Source organism: Rhizobium sp. USDA 3886, from assembly GCF_056279785.1.
This window is the reverse complement of sequence record NZ_JBWCDC010000002.1, coordinates 465,804-480,544: the sequence shown is the minus strand read 5'-3', so window position 1 is coordinate 480,544 and position 14,741 is coordinate 465,804. Positions and strand designations below refer to the sequence as shown.

Below are 14,741 nucleotides of genomic sequence, written 5' to 3'. Positions count from 1 at the left end.
TCAGAGGATGCGGCTCGCTCTACCGCTTCGCCGCATGGCATTGTTATAATAGCTCGAGGCTTGCTGAACGGAACGATGGCGTGACTGCTCCATTGCCTCCGGGAGAGGAATTCCCTGATTCGCCGCCTCGGTGAGATATCCCGATCGCAGCCCATGCGCGGAAAACTCCCCGCTATCCAATCCAGCCATTACCGCCCGCTGCTTGATGATGGCATTGATCGACTGCGGATCGATCGCCCGCCGCGACACCGTCCCCCAGCGCCCGATACCCCGAAACACGCTCCCGCTCTCGATCTTGGCGGCCGTCATCCAGGCCTTGAGCGCGTCGACCGGTCGGCCGGTCAGATAGACGATATCGTCCTGCTCGCCGGAGGTGGTTTTGGTGCGGCCAAGACGGATGGCAAGCGAGGGGAGGGGAGAGCCGTCCGGCACCTCGATCGGTGGCTCGACGGTCAGTTGCTCGACGCGCAATCCGGCGATTTCGCTACGCCTTCGGCCACCGGAGGCAAAGGCGACCATCAGGATCGCCCGGTCGCGTAGATCCCGCAGGCTGTCGGTCGCGCAGGTCGACAGCAGTTTTGCCAAGACGTCGCCGGTGACCGCCTTGGCGCTCTTGCGACGACGCGTCCGAGGGACGGCGCGCACAGCGAGGCGGATCGCCGATTTCACAGAAGGGGAGGCGAAGGTGCCGTCGAGGCCGCGCCATTTCGTCAGCGTCGACCAGTTCGCCAGCCGCCGGCGCACCGTCGCTGGCGCGTGCGGGCCGATGGATTTCAGGAAGCCTTGGTGGCGGAGGTTTTCGTCGACGTCGGCCGGCATGCCGTGATCCGGATCGGTTTCGCGGCGTTGCGGGTCCCAGAGATGATGGGCGACGAATTTCAAAAGCAGCGCCTCGGGTGCCGGCCAGGGCAGGGATTTTCCGGTCGCCGCCATGCCCCAGGCTTCCAGATAGGCGAGATCCGAGGTCAGTGCCCGCAGCGTGTTGTCACCCATGCCCTGGTTGACGAGATGGCGCAGCGTCTCGACATCCTGGTCGGTGAGCAGCTCGGCGAGCTCGTCGCGGCGTTCGACCGGCAGCACGGCGGCAATGGTGTCGAGCTCTTCGGCGCGACGATCGACGGCGGATTTTTTGGCAGGTGGTGTCAAAGAAGTCTCCAAAGCCGTGCTCGCAACGGCCGAGCAGCCGTCCGCTGACACGGTTTTCGGTGATTTGCGCCTCGAAATCAATCTACCATCGATAATGGATAGTTATCGATGGTTAGAGCGCCAACTACCAATCATACCATGTGGCGAACCGTAATATCGCTATAGAGTTCCTTTAGCAAACCGTTTACCATAAAATCAATGACTTACGATCTCGCGAAAATCAGCATGACAGCCCTGATGCGGCCGGCTTTTGACGCCAGTATCGCGCTTACGCGTCTGGACGAGCGGATCGCACGTTCGCCGGTCGGGAAGGGATGGATCGAGCGCACCCAGTTCACCGATGCCTGCGCCTCGTTGTGGATCGACGGCGAACTCGTGCATCTCGAAGACCTCGTGCTGCATGACGCCGGCGCCGACATCCGCGCCCCGACCCACGAACTCACCATCGCCCGCGACGCGCTGCGGACTCGTCGGCGGATTGCATCGCAGCCGCCCGGCTGGGCACTCAGCGCCGACGGTCTGCGCAGCCTGCGCGGGCAGGCGTGGCCTGCAGCATCGCATGGTGCCGACAGCGCCGTGGCGATCGGCGGGGCCGAGGTGGATGTCGACGGGGCCGAAGAAGGGGAGGGGGAACAGGGCGATGATGACGCCAGCCCACTCGACGCCGAGTTTGCGGCCATCGATGTGGTGCTGGCCCGATCGGAGGCCGCGATCGAGGAGGCGAAGCGGCCCAGCCTGGCAGACGCCCGAGAAAAAAACCCGCTGGTCTATGATCTCGACTGGGACGAGGACGAGAGACTGGAGGAATGGCGCAGCGTGCTCCGGCAGGCGCAAGAGCTGCCGCCGGTGCTGCAGGCGATCGTCGCCCTCGATGCTTGGAACGAGCTTTCGGTCCTTCAGCACGCGCCCTGGCTCGGCCGGCTGTTTTGCGCCTCGATCCTGCGCCAGGCCGGCGTCACCACCGCGGCACATCTGGCCGCCATCAATCTTGGCCTCAAAACCGTTCCCGTCGACCGGCGCCGAAATCGCGACCGGGAGACCCGGCTGCTCGCCATCGCCCATGGGCTTTTGGCGGCCGCCGAGATCGGGCTGAAGGAGCATGACCGGCTGGCGCTGGCCCGCACCATGTTTCAGCGAAAACTGGACGGGCGCCGGACCTCTTCAAAACTTCCGGAACTGGTCGATCTGGTGATGGCAAAACCGCTGGTGTCGGCCGGGATGGTTGCCAAGACGCTGGAGGTGACGCCGCAGGCGGCGCGGCGGATCGTTTTGGAGCTCGGCCTCAGGGAGATGACGGGGAGGGGGAGGTTTCGGGCGTGGGGACTTAACTAATCTGCCGGGGTGTATTCGTTGGTTGTGGAGAACTCTTTAGATGTGAATACAAACGGTTGTGACTAAAATTCGCGAAGATGTTCGGGGAGATGAGCAGATAGCTATTCTTCGTCGCGACCCAAACAAGGCAGGTGGATCCGTGCCGGCTACGGGTTCGGTTCACGACAGCCCGAGCACCGACGGTGCGATGATGATTTCATCCCCGCCAATTGCTATGGATCATCGGAACGGAGGGGCGGACACATGGCAAAGACGGATATCGGACTGCGGCAGGCGCACAGGATTGCCAACATGCCGGCCGACAAGCGCACGGCGTTCGTCGCCGAAGGCCTGCCCATCCTGCTGGAAAGCGCACGCGGCCTCTATGCCGCGTCGCAGAAGGTCTCGGACATGCCCCGTGAATCTAGTGTACTGAAGGGTCATGCAGAAGAGGAAGCGGCCAAGATCCTCATCCTCATGGACATTGTCCGCTGCCCCAAAAAGCGCATCGCCGGCAGGATCGGGACGTTGATGAGCTGGTACTACGACCATCTTTCGCGGCGTCTCTATGCAGAAGCCTGCCAATGGCGGCCGGTCGATCTGAAGGAATTGCGCAAGATCATCGATCAGCGGCGCGTGACGCATTACCTTGAAGGCGGCATGGGCGAGTTCATCGCGCCGAACGATCTTATCTACCAGCGGGAAACCCGCCTCTATGCCGACATCGAAGGCCTTGATGACGGCACCCTGCAGTGGGTCGCACCTGGTGGCTACACCAGCATGTTCGATTTCAAGCCGAATGCGCTGATCGTCGCCGAGGCACTGTCCGCCGTTGGCGCCTTCAGCATCAAAGGGATCAACGCCGTGTCCGCTGTATGGGACGAGGTGGATTTTCAGGATGCCACGACCTGCAATGAAAGCGACCGGCTCATTCAGGCCATGCTCGAACGGCTGATCGAAGAGAAATTGGTCACGGAAGCCGCCAGTGACGACCATGTCGGTCAACTATACAACCGCTGGCAAATGCCGCTCTACGCGCTGGACATGAAGTCCAAGGTGGTGGAGCGCTCGGCACTGGAGGAGGAGCAGGAACGCATGCTCTGGGCGGAGACTGGCGTCACCAACGAATATTGAGCCTACCGCTTGAGTGGGCCAATCGCGGCATAGGTGTCAGGAAATTCGCTTTCCAGCAGTGCCTCTTTCATATCGTTGAGTTCCTGCAGCTTGCGCACTGTCTCCTTGCTGATCGTGGAGAGGCTATGGGCGATCACGATGCCAAGCAACATCCCGAAATCGAGGCACGCCAGTAGCGACCGATCATACTCGAGGGAACCACGGGGATGAAGCGCCGTGAGGTTGATCTGGATATGGGTGCCGATATCCTCCGGCGCCTCCATGTGGTGGTGGATCGAACGCGGATTGGGATGGGCACCCCAATCGATAGCGCCCTGATAGGCCAGATTGATCAGGTCCGCCTTACCTGTATTGGGTTCCGCTTTGTCGATCGCGGCCGCAACGTCCTTGACGGCCGACGTGAAGGCCTTGCGAGCCGCCTTCATGTCGGCTTCGCTGTTGTGGCGATTCAACCATAGAGCCTCGACCGCCGTGTCCGATCTCATCAGATAGCCATAGGATGCCGACTCCAACGCGGTGCGGAGCAATGGATAGATTGCGACCGCGTGACCGGTCAGGGCGGTGGCGATGCTGCCTTCGTAAAGCATGAAGCTGTGCATGAGCAGGAAGCCCGCCGTGGGGGTAAGTTCCTGCTCGCCGGTGAGCAGGTCTTTCTGAAAGAAATCGCAGAACCGTTCGACGCCGGCGAGCAAGCGGGAGGGCTTTGCCATGGACTCGGTCACGTTGCCCTGAGCGATCCGGATATAGTCGCAAGCCCTGCTCGGGTTTGAACAACATAAAGATCGCGCCGTCGGTTCGGTTGTATTGCGGAGAGCCTAGCGCAATCCTATGTAAAGCAAAGGAGCGTTTAGCCTAACAGGCTTAACAGGTGCGGGGGCAGTTCCCGCAGCGGCGTTCTGTGCCGTTGGCCTCTTCCTTCTTCTGCCCCTCGTCGGGGTGCAATTCTACCTGTTCATGAATCTAGAGAGAAAGGGTACGCCTATGACCACAGAGACGACAACGCTAACGACCGGAACCAACCACTTTTGGAATGCAACCTTGCAGACTATCGTGGCCTTCGGCACGGGCGCCGCGTCAGGGCTTACCCTGTTAGGCTAAAAGCTTCGAACATCGACGGCGGCGACATCAGGGGATGCCACCATGACCGATACGTATAGTCCGCCGGCGATCGAGGATGCCGATTGGGTCGACTGGCTTGTGATATTCAATGATCGTGCCCGCGATTTCATTGGCGAGTTTGCGCAGGAAACAGCCGGCAGCGACGATCCGAGGGCCCTGTCCGCGAAGTTTGCGATCGCAGCGCGGGCTTTGACACTTATCCGTTCGGCACTGGTGCTGCTGCAGAACGAGGAACAGCTTGCCTTTCGCATCATGGCACGTGGCATCATCGAATGTGCGATGCACATGGAGTCGGCGTGCACCACGGCAGAATATTTGCCGATCCTTTATGATGACGACCAGGCCAGCCGGATATCGCGTGGCAAGCTCCTCCAGAAGACGACGGAACTCTCCGAGGAAGCCAATCGCGAGCTGCAGCAATTCGTCATGGGCAATGGCGAGACCAAGCCCAAGAGCCTGAATATCGGCGAGCTGAGCAAAGGAAGCAATTTCCCTCGTTTTCAGCTTTTCTACCGGCAGATTTCCGCCGATGCAGAACATGTAACATGGACCTCACTATGTCGGCATCCGCAGGAAAAATACGATAGGGTATGCCTTGAACTCGATCCGCAGCTCGAAGATGAAGAAATGTTCGACACGATTGGCCTCATCGCGCTTGCTGGCATGACGGTCGTGTTGCATCTACGTCATTCGCTCGGGATCACACAGAACGAGGCCGAGTTCTCCGCGCTCGGCCGCCGTTATATCGAGCTGTATCGCGAAGGCGTGGCGGAGTTTCGCGATCGGCATAGGGATGCAGATGCGATGCCTCAAGAAGCGCCTTCTCCTTCTGCGCATTGATCCAAGAACGTGTCGATGCTTCGCTCTCATAGGCCAAAGGCCAGGTCCGATTCGGCCGGATCGATTTTCCATTAACAGCCAGGTGGCGTTGCCCACGGCGTGAAAAGTTTAACCGCCGGCTCGAATCGATCTCGTCGACGGTGCCCCCTTACCGGTTGTTGGCGAGGAGCTTGGATTTCTGTTTCAGACGCCTCACACCGGAGGGAGTCCCCGACACGGAAATGATGAGGGAAGGCGAAAGGTCAGCTGGAATGTGACGAGACCCCTAGAGGCGCTCTGCGTAGGACGCGAAACGTGCGATGATCTCTCTCAGGCTTGGCCTGCCGTGATAGTAAAGCGCCGCGGTCCGCTCGTATGCGCGCTCGTAAAGCCGGAATATATCGGGGTCGGAGAGGCCGAATGCCGGATTACGGCTGATGTCGGGATCGTCGAGTTTCGGGAAGCGGCGTTCCTTGTGCGCGAGATACGCTTCCGTGCCGATGAAGGCCTGCACGTCCGCTTGCTCCAGCAGGCAGTAGACGTCGTAATAATGCCGGAGGAAGTTGACAGAGAACTGTCCGGTTTCCTGCTGCTTGCGAAATTTAGTGGAAATGGTCTGGAGCTTCTCGACCAGTGTGTAGCCGGGTTCGTAGCAGGGCACAGCAAACGCGCGATTATCGACCAGCTCGACGCGCGATGACGCGTAATCGTAGGCCCAGGAGCTGATCTCCTTGTCGATGTTGGGCGCCACCGTATCGAAGCCCGCTTCGAGCAACACGCCGTCCTTGAGCACCGACGATGTGCCGGTCGTCTCCGGATAATAGAGGCGGATGCCGCCACTGCGGTAACTCTCGTTGTCGAATTCGGTATCGCGTTCGATGCTTTTGATGCCGTCGATCGTGATCGTCTCGGCCAACCAGTCATAGAAGGCCTTGCGGCCTTCGCGATGTGCGGGCTTGTCATGATTAGGACCCGTCTTGACGCCCATCGCCTCGGGAGGCTCGATGCGGATATCGATATCTTCCGAGAAGCGGTTGATGATGCGGTAGCCTTTGGAGAGCGAGGTGCCGCCCTTCAGCTCGAACCGCATCTTCAGCTGCTGCAGACCGTAAAGGCAGTGCATGATCCAGTAGTCTTTTTCGACAAGCACCGGCTGCACCTTCATCTCCTCGGCGACGATGCGCAGTAGTGCCCCGAAATCCTTATGGTTATGGAGGAAATCAGTTGGCATGCGCGTCCGCTACGAGGCCGTTGAAGAATTTGCGTGTGCGCACCATGCCGTATTCCTTGGCGGCACGGGTGAGGGCGCTGCGATTGCCCTGCAGGGCACGTTCTTTTACGCGGGCCAGCACCTGTTCGCGGTTTTCGGCCAGATGGTCGAGATTGTTGACCAGGTCGACCAGCAGGAACTCCTTGGTCAGGGTTTTAGGGAAGGCTGGTTTCTTGCGGAACTCGAATTCCCGACCACCCAGAGTGAAGTTGCCGTGACGCTTATGGTTGTAGACGACGGTCTTGTTATAGAGCTGCGTCGTTCCCACACCCAGGCTGTTATAGGCGTTGGGCGAGGTGACGAGATAACGGTCGTCCTTCAGGAACGCTTCGACGAGAGCATCATCTTCCGCCGGCGCCTTGCCGAACGCGGTCTGCTTCGGCCGGTGATAGACGCCGGTCGATAGTTTGGTCAGGTACCCCTCCGCCAGCAGCTGCTGCAGGTGCCGGTCGACCGAAGACGACCATTGGACGAGGTCCTCCCGACGGTAGACCTTGCCGGACTGAAGATGCTTTTTCAGTTCCTGTAATTTCGTCATGGGATAGCTCCTGCACTCACTATAGCGACATATGGGTGTGAATGCAATTTTTTCCAAATTTCATGCAAAATGCGAAGCTCTATGGAAACGTAATACGCTGGAATCTCTTATCAATATGGGAACTTCCTTCGAGATTTTCCCTATTTGAAAACGGTAAACCCTGTAACGACCTCTTCATCGGCGGGGTCGTAAACCACTGCCAGCTCATAGCTCGCGCGGGTAAGACCGACATAAAGTTTCGCGCGGGTTTCGGCTTTCAGCGCCGATTGAGCATTCTTCAGCCAGTCCATCATTTCTTTCGTGGGATAGATAATGACACGATCGAAACCGAGGCCCTTGGACCGTCCGAACGTTAGCGCCGGCAGATCGGCAGATGCTATCTTGACGGTAGAGCTCCATCGGAGCTGCACCGGTCGTCTCATCTCAAGATAGCGGGGCAGATCCTTTCGCCGGACGATGAAGAGACCCGCATCAACAGGGACCGGTTGCCTGCAGCCAGGACATTTACATGCAGTCGCAGCAGCCAATTTTGGATAAAGTTTCGACGATAATTCGCAGATAGCCGTGCTATTGCGGTGCGATGTCACGAGGCTGGTTACATCGATATCGCATGCAACTTTTCGGGGAAGTTCCGCCCGAATGAAGTCGGCAATGCCGCCGTCTCTATATTTTTTAAGACGGGCCTCCAGATGGGTGACATAGGTGACCTGTCGGGGATCACCCACCATGACGACGTTGGCAGGGCTTTTGAAGAGCTCCGTCAAAATGTCGAGGTCGTGGCCTGCCAGATCCTGCACCTCATCCACGAAAATAAAGGGATAGATACGGGAAAGCCGCTCGATGACAGCGCCGTCCGATGCCTCGTTGCACCGTATCATCAGCTTCGACAATTTGTCTGAATAGACGCGATTTCGACGGTCGAAGTAGCAGCGCCTGAAATCTTCTTCACCCCAATATACGGGACGGCCTTGCCGGTCGCGCCCTCGAAAACCGGATCTCTGCGAAACCAGAAGCATGCCGGCGACATCCCAATCGAACAGCTTGCCTTGAAAGGGCTTGATGCCGTGTTCGATCAGCAGACTGAACCAGGTCTGGATATGCACGTTGCCCGGAACCGAGCCATGGATTTCGAAAAATTTGCGCCGGATCTCTTCTTCGTTCGATTCCGTGTAGGTGGTGATGAGGACGCGTTGTTCAACCGCAAGCGCCTGCCTGACGAGGTAGGTGGTCTTCCCCGAGCCTGCCGCAGCTATGACGAGCTTGTTCGGCCCCATCATTTGGCGATCGCATCCAGAATATATTTCGGGTAACTGATTTTTGTCTTCGCCGAGAAAATCGCCAGCGCGCACTCGGTCTTGTTGTTCTTCATGTAACGATGAAGGTCATCGAGATTATGCTTCGTACCGAACAGCGTGTTGAAGGTCTCGACGCTATTGGATTTGACCAGTTTCGGCTCGAGGGTGTTGTAGTTGAAGGGCTTGTCGCCGAGGACCAGGTCGCCCTTATCCACCACAGGATCATAGCAGATTGTGATATGATCGACGTCATCGTATTTGGCGTACTTCTTTTCAAGTGCGGCAATATCGCCGTCATTGTCGGTCGCGACCACGACGGGGATTTTCAGCGCCGTCGCCAGTTCGAGAAAACGCAGGAACGAAAGCCCGACCGAGATGACATCGATCTCGTCGTCGATCGGCAATTTTCCCCCGTTGGTATCCATATAGGCCCGTTGGACGACCAGCTCGTCCGCATCGCCCTCTACAAGGATCGACTTCTGCGACAACACGAGACGCAGCGTGTCGTAGCCAGGCAGCTTATGGAAGAAGTCGCTCGCGTCCAGACCCTTGATCCGTGTGACCTTCGCTTCCCGTAACAGGATCAGGTGGTCGAGTCCGAGTTTGTTCGCGACGAAGCTGCTATGCGTGGTGATGATGACCTGCTTGCCGCTATTATCGGTGCTGATATCGCTGATGAGCTGGTTGAGCTTCGAGTGCGAGAGGTGGTTTTCCGGCTCCTCGATCAGCAATACGGTCGCTTCGCTGTTCTTTTTGCTGCTCAGCGCGAGGCGCGTTTTGACGATGCACTGCTCGCCCTTGCCGATATAGTGGAAGGGCACATCCTCGATATAAGTCATGAGGCTGTTTTCCCAGGCATTATGAGACGACATATCGACCGAGATGCTGACCTTTTTTCGGCTGATCTTCGCCGCTTCCGCCAATCTTTCATTGATGGCGCCGACATTGCCGTCGGCCTTGAAGGTGTCTTTCAGTTTGCGGTGGGCTTGGGATATCGCAACACGTTCCTTGTCGTCCAGAAACTCTCTGACGATGCGGGAGATGTACATATCCGAACCGCTCTGCACACGCGTGCTTGTTGAATCGATGAGGGCCGATTTGATGGGAATGGTGCGAGACATCGCCGGTTGGCGGGAGAATTCCGACCATTGCACCTGATAGAATTCCAAGGGTATCGAGTTGATCTCCCTGTTCTTCAGCAACTCGGTATAGGCACCGTCATATTTCTTGTCGAACTCGATCGAGAAGAGAAGGCCGCGAGCCTTGTCGTTTTTCTCGGAGTTCCCGTTTCCGCGCAGGTCTTCTAACGCATCGCCATCACCGCCGAGAAACAGCTCGATCTGGATCTCCGGCGGATCGAGAGGTTCTTTCGCGGCGATGCTGTCCAGATACGCCCGCTCGACCTTCCGGTTAAAAAGATAGGGAGATAGTTCGTTGCGCAGGTATTTCCCGTTCAGCATACCCGTCAGGCATAGATGGATAGCTTCGAGCAGCGTGGATTTTCCGGCCTCGTTGTTGCCGACGATGATGTTGACGCCCCGATTGAAATCGGCGGCGAACCAGCCTTCGAAACACTTGAAGTTCTTTATCTTGACCTTCTCGATGTACATCGACTTCCCTATTTCCGGCGAGGCAAGAATTTCCAAATTGACACAGCTTTGGCGCGAACAATACGTTGCAAATGTAGGGCAAGGCGAATCATCGGTGCAACGTTTCGATGCGATGCTTTTACTATCGACAGGCGCGACGGGGGAGGCCTTGAATGTGGGCAGATAATGAAACTGAAAAAGACTTCCTTAATTTTTCGGGAGTGGCCGACACCGTAGCGGAAATCATCGTCCAGGCGCGGGGGCGCCCAATTTCAATCGGTGTTTCGGGATCATGGGGCATTGGAAAATCCTCCATGATAAAACTGACCCAGGCATCCCTCGCTAACCGAGAGAGGAAAGAAGGTGAGAAAGACTTCGTCTTCGTCGAATTCAATGCTTGCGGCACGCATTGTCGCCGCTCGCGCCGATGAACCCTTTGCATCGGTTGACGATGTGTGGCGGCGATCCGGTGTACCCGTCGCCTCGCTCGTAGAGCTTGCCGAAGCCGACGCCTTCCTGCCGTCACTGCGTCTGGAGCGACGAGATGCGCTGTGGGCGATTAAAGCGCTGCGCGACGAGCCGCTGCCGCTGTTCACTGCCGCGGTGGAGCGGGAGGCGCGGGCGATTGCCGAACAGCAGGAGCCGGACGTCGAGCTGCGTCAGATGACCGAAGGCCGCAACGTCGTCGAGGATTACAGCCATACCGGCCTCACGCTCCGACAGCACCCCTTGAGTTTTCTGCGCGGTGACCTCACCAGGCGTCGGATCGTCACCTGTGCCGAGGCGGCGACGGCGCGCGACGGACAATGGTTGATGGCGGCCGGCCTGGTGCTGGTGCGCCAGCGGCCAAGTTCGGCAAAGGGCGTGATGTTCATCACGATCGAGGATGAGACCGGTATCGACAACATCGTCGTCTGGCCAAAGCTCTTCGAGCGGTCGCGCCGGGTCGTGCTCGGCGCCAGCATGATGGCGATCAACGGCAAGATCCAGCGGGAAGGGGATGTGGTGCACCTGGTCGCCCAGCAGCTCTTCGATCTCTCGGCCGATCTGTCCAGCCTTGCCGAACGCGACGGAGCATTCCGGCCGCCGACCGGCCGCGGCGATGAGTTCGCCCATGGCTCGCACGGAAGCGCCGATTCCCGTGAGCGGCCGCCACCCGGACTTCGTGCACGAGAATTGTTCGTGCCGGATCTTCCTATCGACACGCTGAAGATCAAGAGCCGGAATTTTCAATGATTTTGGTGACAGACGCCTAGGTCTGGGCTTGGCATCCTTTCAAGACTTTTAAAAGCTCGCTCGCTGTCGAGCCCACTGCGGACATTTGCGATTAACGCGTTCAACGACGGGTTCGCGCCCGCGTTTCCGTCACTCAGACAGCTTCTACGATTTCCCGAAAACTGCCACTCGGTTTGCGCAGTCCGGATGTCGATGACGGGGTGGAACGTTGTCATCGGACTCGTCAGTGATTATTGTCCGCTTCGCGGCAGAAATGCCGGCATATTGTTTATAATCAGCTCGTGGAAAGTTACGTCCACTATGGCAGCCAAGAATTTCCACCGGCTTTTTGAAGAATGGGGGCGCAATCCTTGAAGAACACCCTAATTCCGGGAGGTCTGAACTTGTAACGCCCGGCGTCAGGAATTTCCCCATATGGCAGAGATCACCGCTAACATTCGGCTCCGCCCGACACGCGTCGCCCTTTTGTCAGCCCAACCGACCGCGCCTCGATCATCCGCTTCATGCGTATCTCCACATGCATGTGGGGCGGCCGATACAACCCCATCATCCCTGTGTTCCGCAAGCCACCCAGGGCATGGGCCGGGGAATTTCAGGGCGACAAGACTGGCGTGGACATCGCACGCGGCTACATACGGTTCTTCGAACCCGACGCCTTCGTGGAGGCCAAGCCCGGCCTGCTTGAGGATCTGGGACTTGAGAGCCTACGAGGAGTTATCGGCAATCGTTCGGTTACGCTTGACGAACTGCTTTCGTCCGATCCGAACAAGTCCTGGGCCGAGCTGAAATTCGGGTTACCCATCACTGATGCGCTCGCAGAACTCTATGATCGCGAAGAGCGCTTCATACGACGCGAGTCGAGGTCGGCAATGGTTGTCGAGAAGCCTCCGTCGACTGGAGCTGCCGAAGCCATGTTCGGCGTTTTTCCCACCGAAGACGACCAGCGATATTTCGCTTCGAGCTACAATGAAGTTTTTAGGCCAGAGCCCATGCCGTGGAGCCCCCAGACTTGGCGCCATGTCTATCTCAAGGGCACGACGAAACCGTTCGACCCATCATCCCACGGCATCGAGCCTGAGCGGAGCTGGCAGCACGGCCTCAAGTTCTTCGTTTTTGACCCATCCAAGACCACGGACATCATCGACCTGTGGAACCTGAGAAGCGAGCCGGCTCCACTCTTACCTCTTCCGATCAGCTGGGTCGCGGAACTCGCTACCGATATCCAGGCGCTTTGCAAAGCGGAATATCGGCCATTGGAGGGAAACCCCTCGGGTATCATGCACTCCGCAACCCTCGAGTTCGCGCGAGGCATCTCCGACGATGCGAGGCAACACACGATTCAGACCCTAAAGCCAGGTCTGCCGCCGGCGCGCGGTCACAACCACTCGCTGACGATCAAGCATTGGCGTGATCGCATTTGGGACGCACCCGGCGAAGGAATGATGAATGCGCCCGAGCGCCTGCGGCTGTTCGTCCACGAAAAGCAGGTGAGCCTGGAAGTGGACCGGTCTAGCGACCATCTGAGCACAACCTTCGAACCTTTGCGTCCCGATTTCGCAGCCCGGTACGGGGCGGGGCACCTTCGGTGGGTAAACAGCCTCAAGGTCTCTAACTACGGCCGAACCAACCTGGCGACGATCTACCCCTACAATACCTACGATCGCTCTCACCCGCGGCTATCCCTCGGTATGGGAGACGTGCTGATCGGCACGGAGGGTTGGAGTATCGGTCAGGAGTACGTTGGTCTCTCCTCATTCCTGCAGTTCGAAACGCAAGAGAAGGCAATCACCGGAATTCTTACCAGGGCGGGCTATTCCGTCTCGTTGTCGGAGCCGGGTCATATCGCCAAACACGTGCTCGATCAGCTCGGCGGTCTTGGGGGAGCCCACCTCATCGCGGATGAAGAGATCCTGCGGACCATGAACGACATGGCGGGCGCCATACGGAGACGGAGCAACGAGACCGAGGAAATGCAGGAGGAATTTCCTCCGCGATCGCGGTCAATCAAGCAGTGGGCCGATCTGGTCAACAAGAGAAAGGAACGGGACTACGGGCGGGGCGACATAGAGCATTTCACCAAGCGGAATGTTATCGTTCTGGGGTTAGAGACCCGCTGCACCAATTGTCTTCATGTCAACTGGGACCCGGTGGACAAGCTGGGCTATGCCCTGTCCTGCAGCCGATGCCTGAAGGAATACCCCTTCCCGCAAAACGCCGACAGCGGCGCTCGAAAGTGGGCATATCGTGTATCGGGGCCGTTCTCGGTGCAGGACTACGCAAAGGGCGCCTATGGCGCAGTCCTCGCGCTCCGGGCGATCGACGAGCTCAATAACCACATCGGATCCCTCAACTTCATCACCGCCGTTCAACTCGTCAGGGACGGTAAGAGTATCGAGGCCGACTATGTCGCGCTGCACCGGGCGGAAGGCTTTGACGAGAAACACGACCCCGACATCATCTTTGGGGAAGCCAAGTCATTCAGCGAGGGCGACACCCTCAAACCCAAGGACATCGTCAGACTGCAGGATCTCGCTCTTCAATTTCCCGGCTGCTACCTCGCGGTATCGGTGTTGAGGAACGAGTTCACCGAAGGCGAAAAGTTGTTGCTGCGACGGCTCGTGCGTTGGACGCGGAAACTTGCGCCGAACGGCGGACCGCGCAACCGGGTTTTGCTGCTGACTGGGCACGAATTGCTTCGGACCTGGGGGCCGCTTTCGAATACGTGGAAGTCGGTCGGCGGAAGACATGCCGAGTTCGCTGACTTTGATCATACAAGGTCGCTCAGGACGACTGCCGAAGCAACGATCTCCATTCATCTGGACATGCCGAGCTTTTCGGCGGCCCGGCATGCGTCTTGGAGCCGGCGGAACACGAGCAAAGAGAAAGGCTTCCTGCACGTTCCTGGGCAATGGGGTAAGATGCTCGGCTCGGCGTCGGGGCCCGACCCTTCGGAGTCCACCGCCGACGCCGACGGCTCGATCAGCTCGCCAGATCGATGATCGATTACTGGGTCGCGTCTTGCTGCCAAAGCGGCCATGACGAGCTCAGCTGCCAATGGCAGTAATGGGTGTCGGCAGCCGCCGATCCGCATTGCGCCTTCATGCCGGTCGTTCACCATTACTTGTACTTGAACCCGCACGAAGAACAGCCGTTCAAGGCTTCGTTCAGCGCTGTAGCGAGGTCTCCCAGAGCGCCAGAAAATGCATACCTACTAATTAGTTTTAAATCTTTTCTAGGCCTTTGTCTCTACCGCTGCTATGCAAAGTTGCATTACTCGATAAGAA

At 58.2% G+C, this 14,741-nt stretch carries 11 protein-coding genes and 1 pseudogene; 6 read left to right on the top strand and 6 right to left on the bottom strand.

Going from position 1 to position 14,741, the window contains the following annotated elements; translation table 11 throughout:
• Positions 1-1,146, bottom strand: a complete 1,146-nt coding sequence (locus ACZ9BX_RS22565) for a site-specific integrase (protein ID WP_087003600.1) — start codon at positions 1,144-1,146, stop codon at positions 1-3.
• Positions 1,147-1,344: 198 nt separating this feature from the next.
• Between ACZ9BX_RS22565 and ACZ9BX_RS22560 the strand changes: the two genes are divergently transcribed.
• Complete coding sequence (locus ACZ9BX_RS22560; RefSeq protein WP_425376440.1) at positions 1,345-2,478, top strand: RHE_PE00001 family protein; 1,134 nt, start codon at positions 1,345-1,347, stop codon at positions 2,476-2,478.
• Between the two features lie 243 nt (positions 2,479-2,721).
• Positions 2,722-3,591, top strand: a complete 870-nt coding sequence (locus ACZ9BX_RS22555) for a hypothetical protein (RefSeq protein WP_087005398.1) — start codon at positions 2,722-2,724, stop codon at positions 3,589-3,591.
• Positions 3,592-3,593: 2 nt separating this feature from the next.
• Here the strand turns inward: ACZ9BX_RS22555 and ACZ9BX_RS22550 are convergent, their stop codons facing one another.
• A complete protein-coding gene (locus ACZ9BX_RS22550; protein ID WP_087005401.1) occupies positions 3,594-4,301 on the bottom strand; it encodes a hypothetical protein in 708 nt (235 codons plus the stop codon).
• A gap of 430 nt (positions 4,302-4,731) precedes the next feature.
• Between ACZ9BX_RS22550 and ACZ9BX_RS22545 the strand changes: the two genes are divergently transcribed.
• Positions 4,732-5,550, top strand: a complete 819-nt coding sequence (locus tag ACZ9BX_RS22545) for a DUF5677 domain-containing protein (RefSeq protein WP_087005404.1) — start codon at positions 4,732-4,734, stop codon at positions 5,548-5,550.
• A gap of 265 nt (positions 5,551-5,815) precedes the next feature.
• On the opposite strand, the gene ACZ9BX_RS22540 is transcribed toward ACZ9BX_RS22545, so the two are convergent.
• From ACZ9BX_RS22540 to ACZ9BX_RS22525, 4 genes are all read right to left on the bottom strand, one after another.
• Positions 5,816-6,760: a nucleotidyl transferase AbiEii/AbiGii toxin family protein gene (locus ACZ9BX_RS22540; protein ID WP_087005407.1), complete on the bottom strand. Its 945-nt coding sequence runs from the start codon at positions 6,758-6,760 to the stop codon at positions 5,816-5,818.
• On the bottom strand, positions 6,750-7,337 hold the full coding sequence (locus ACZ9BX_RS22535) for a DUF6088 family protein (protein ID WP_087005410.1): 588 nt from the start codon (positions 7,335-7,337) through the stop codon (positions 6,750-6,752). The genes ACZ9BX_RS22540 and ACZ9BX_RS22535 overlap by 11 nt, the downstream gene beginning before the upstream one ends.
• A 140-nt stretch (positions 7,338-7,477) precedes the next feature.
• The gene (locus ACZ9BX_RS22530) at positions 7,478-8,614 is read right to left on the bottom strand and encodes a UvrD-helicase domain-containing protein (protein ID WP_087005413.1); all 1,137 of its coding nucleotides are present in this window, start codon (positions 8,612-8,614) and stop codon (positions 7,478-7,480) included.
• A complete protein-coding gene (locus ACZ9BX_RS22525; protein ID WP_087005416.1) occupies positions 8,611-10,242 on the bottom strand; it encodes an ATP-dependent nuclease in 1,632 nt (543 codons plus the stop codon). Before ACZ9BX_RS22525 ends, ACZ9BX_RS22530 begins: the two co-directional genes overlap by 4 nt.
• Positions 10,243-10,394: 152 nt before the next feature.
• Between ACZ9BX_RS22525 and ACZ9BX_RS22520 the strand changes: the two genes are divergently transcribed.
• From ACZ9BX_RS22520 to ACZ9BX_RS22510, 3 genes and pseudogenes are all read left to right on the top strand, one after another.
• A complete protein-coding gene (locus ACZ9BX_RS22520) occupies positions 10,395-10,652 on the top strand; it encodes a P-loop NTPase fold protein (RefSeq protein ID WP_244564784.1) in 258 nt (85 codons plus the stop codon).
• Positions 10,621-11,457, top strand: a pseudogene (locus ACZ9BX_RS22515) (OB-fold nucleic acid binding domain-containing protein); the annotation flags it as partial. The gene ACZ9BX_RS22520 and the pseudogene ACZ9BX_RS22515, both read left to right, overlap by 32 nt.
• An 869-nt stretch (positions 11,458-12,326) precedes the next feature.
• Positions 12,327-14,456, top strand: coding sequence for a hypothetical protein (locus ACZ9BX_RS22510; protein WP_476220243.1), 2,130 nt, complete (start codon positions 12,327-12,329; stop codon positions 14,454-14,456).
• The last annotated feature ends 285 nt before the right edge of the window (positions 14,457-14,741 follow it).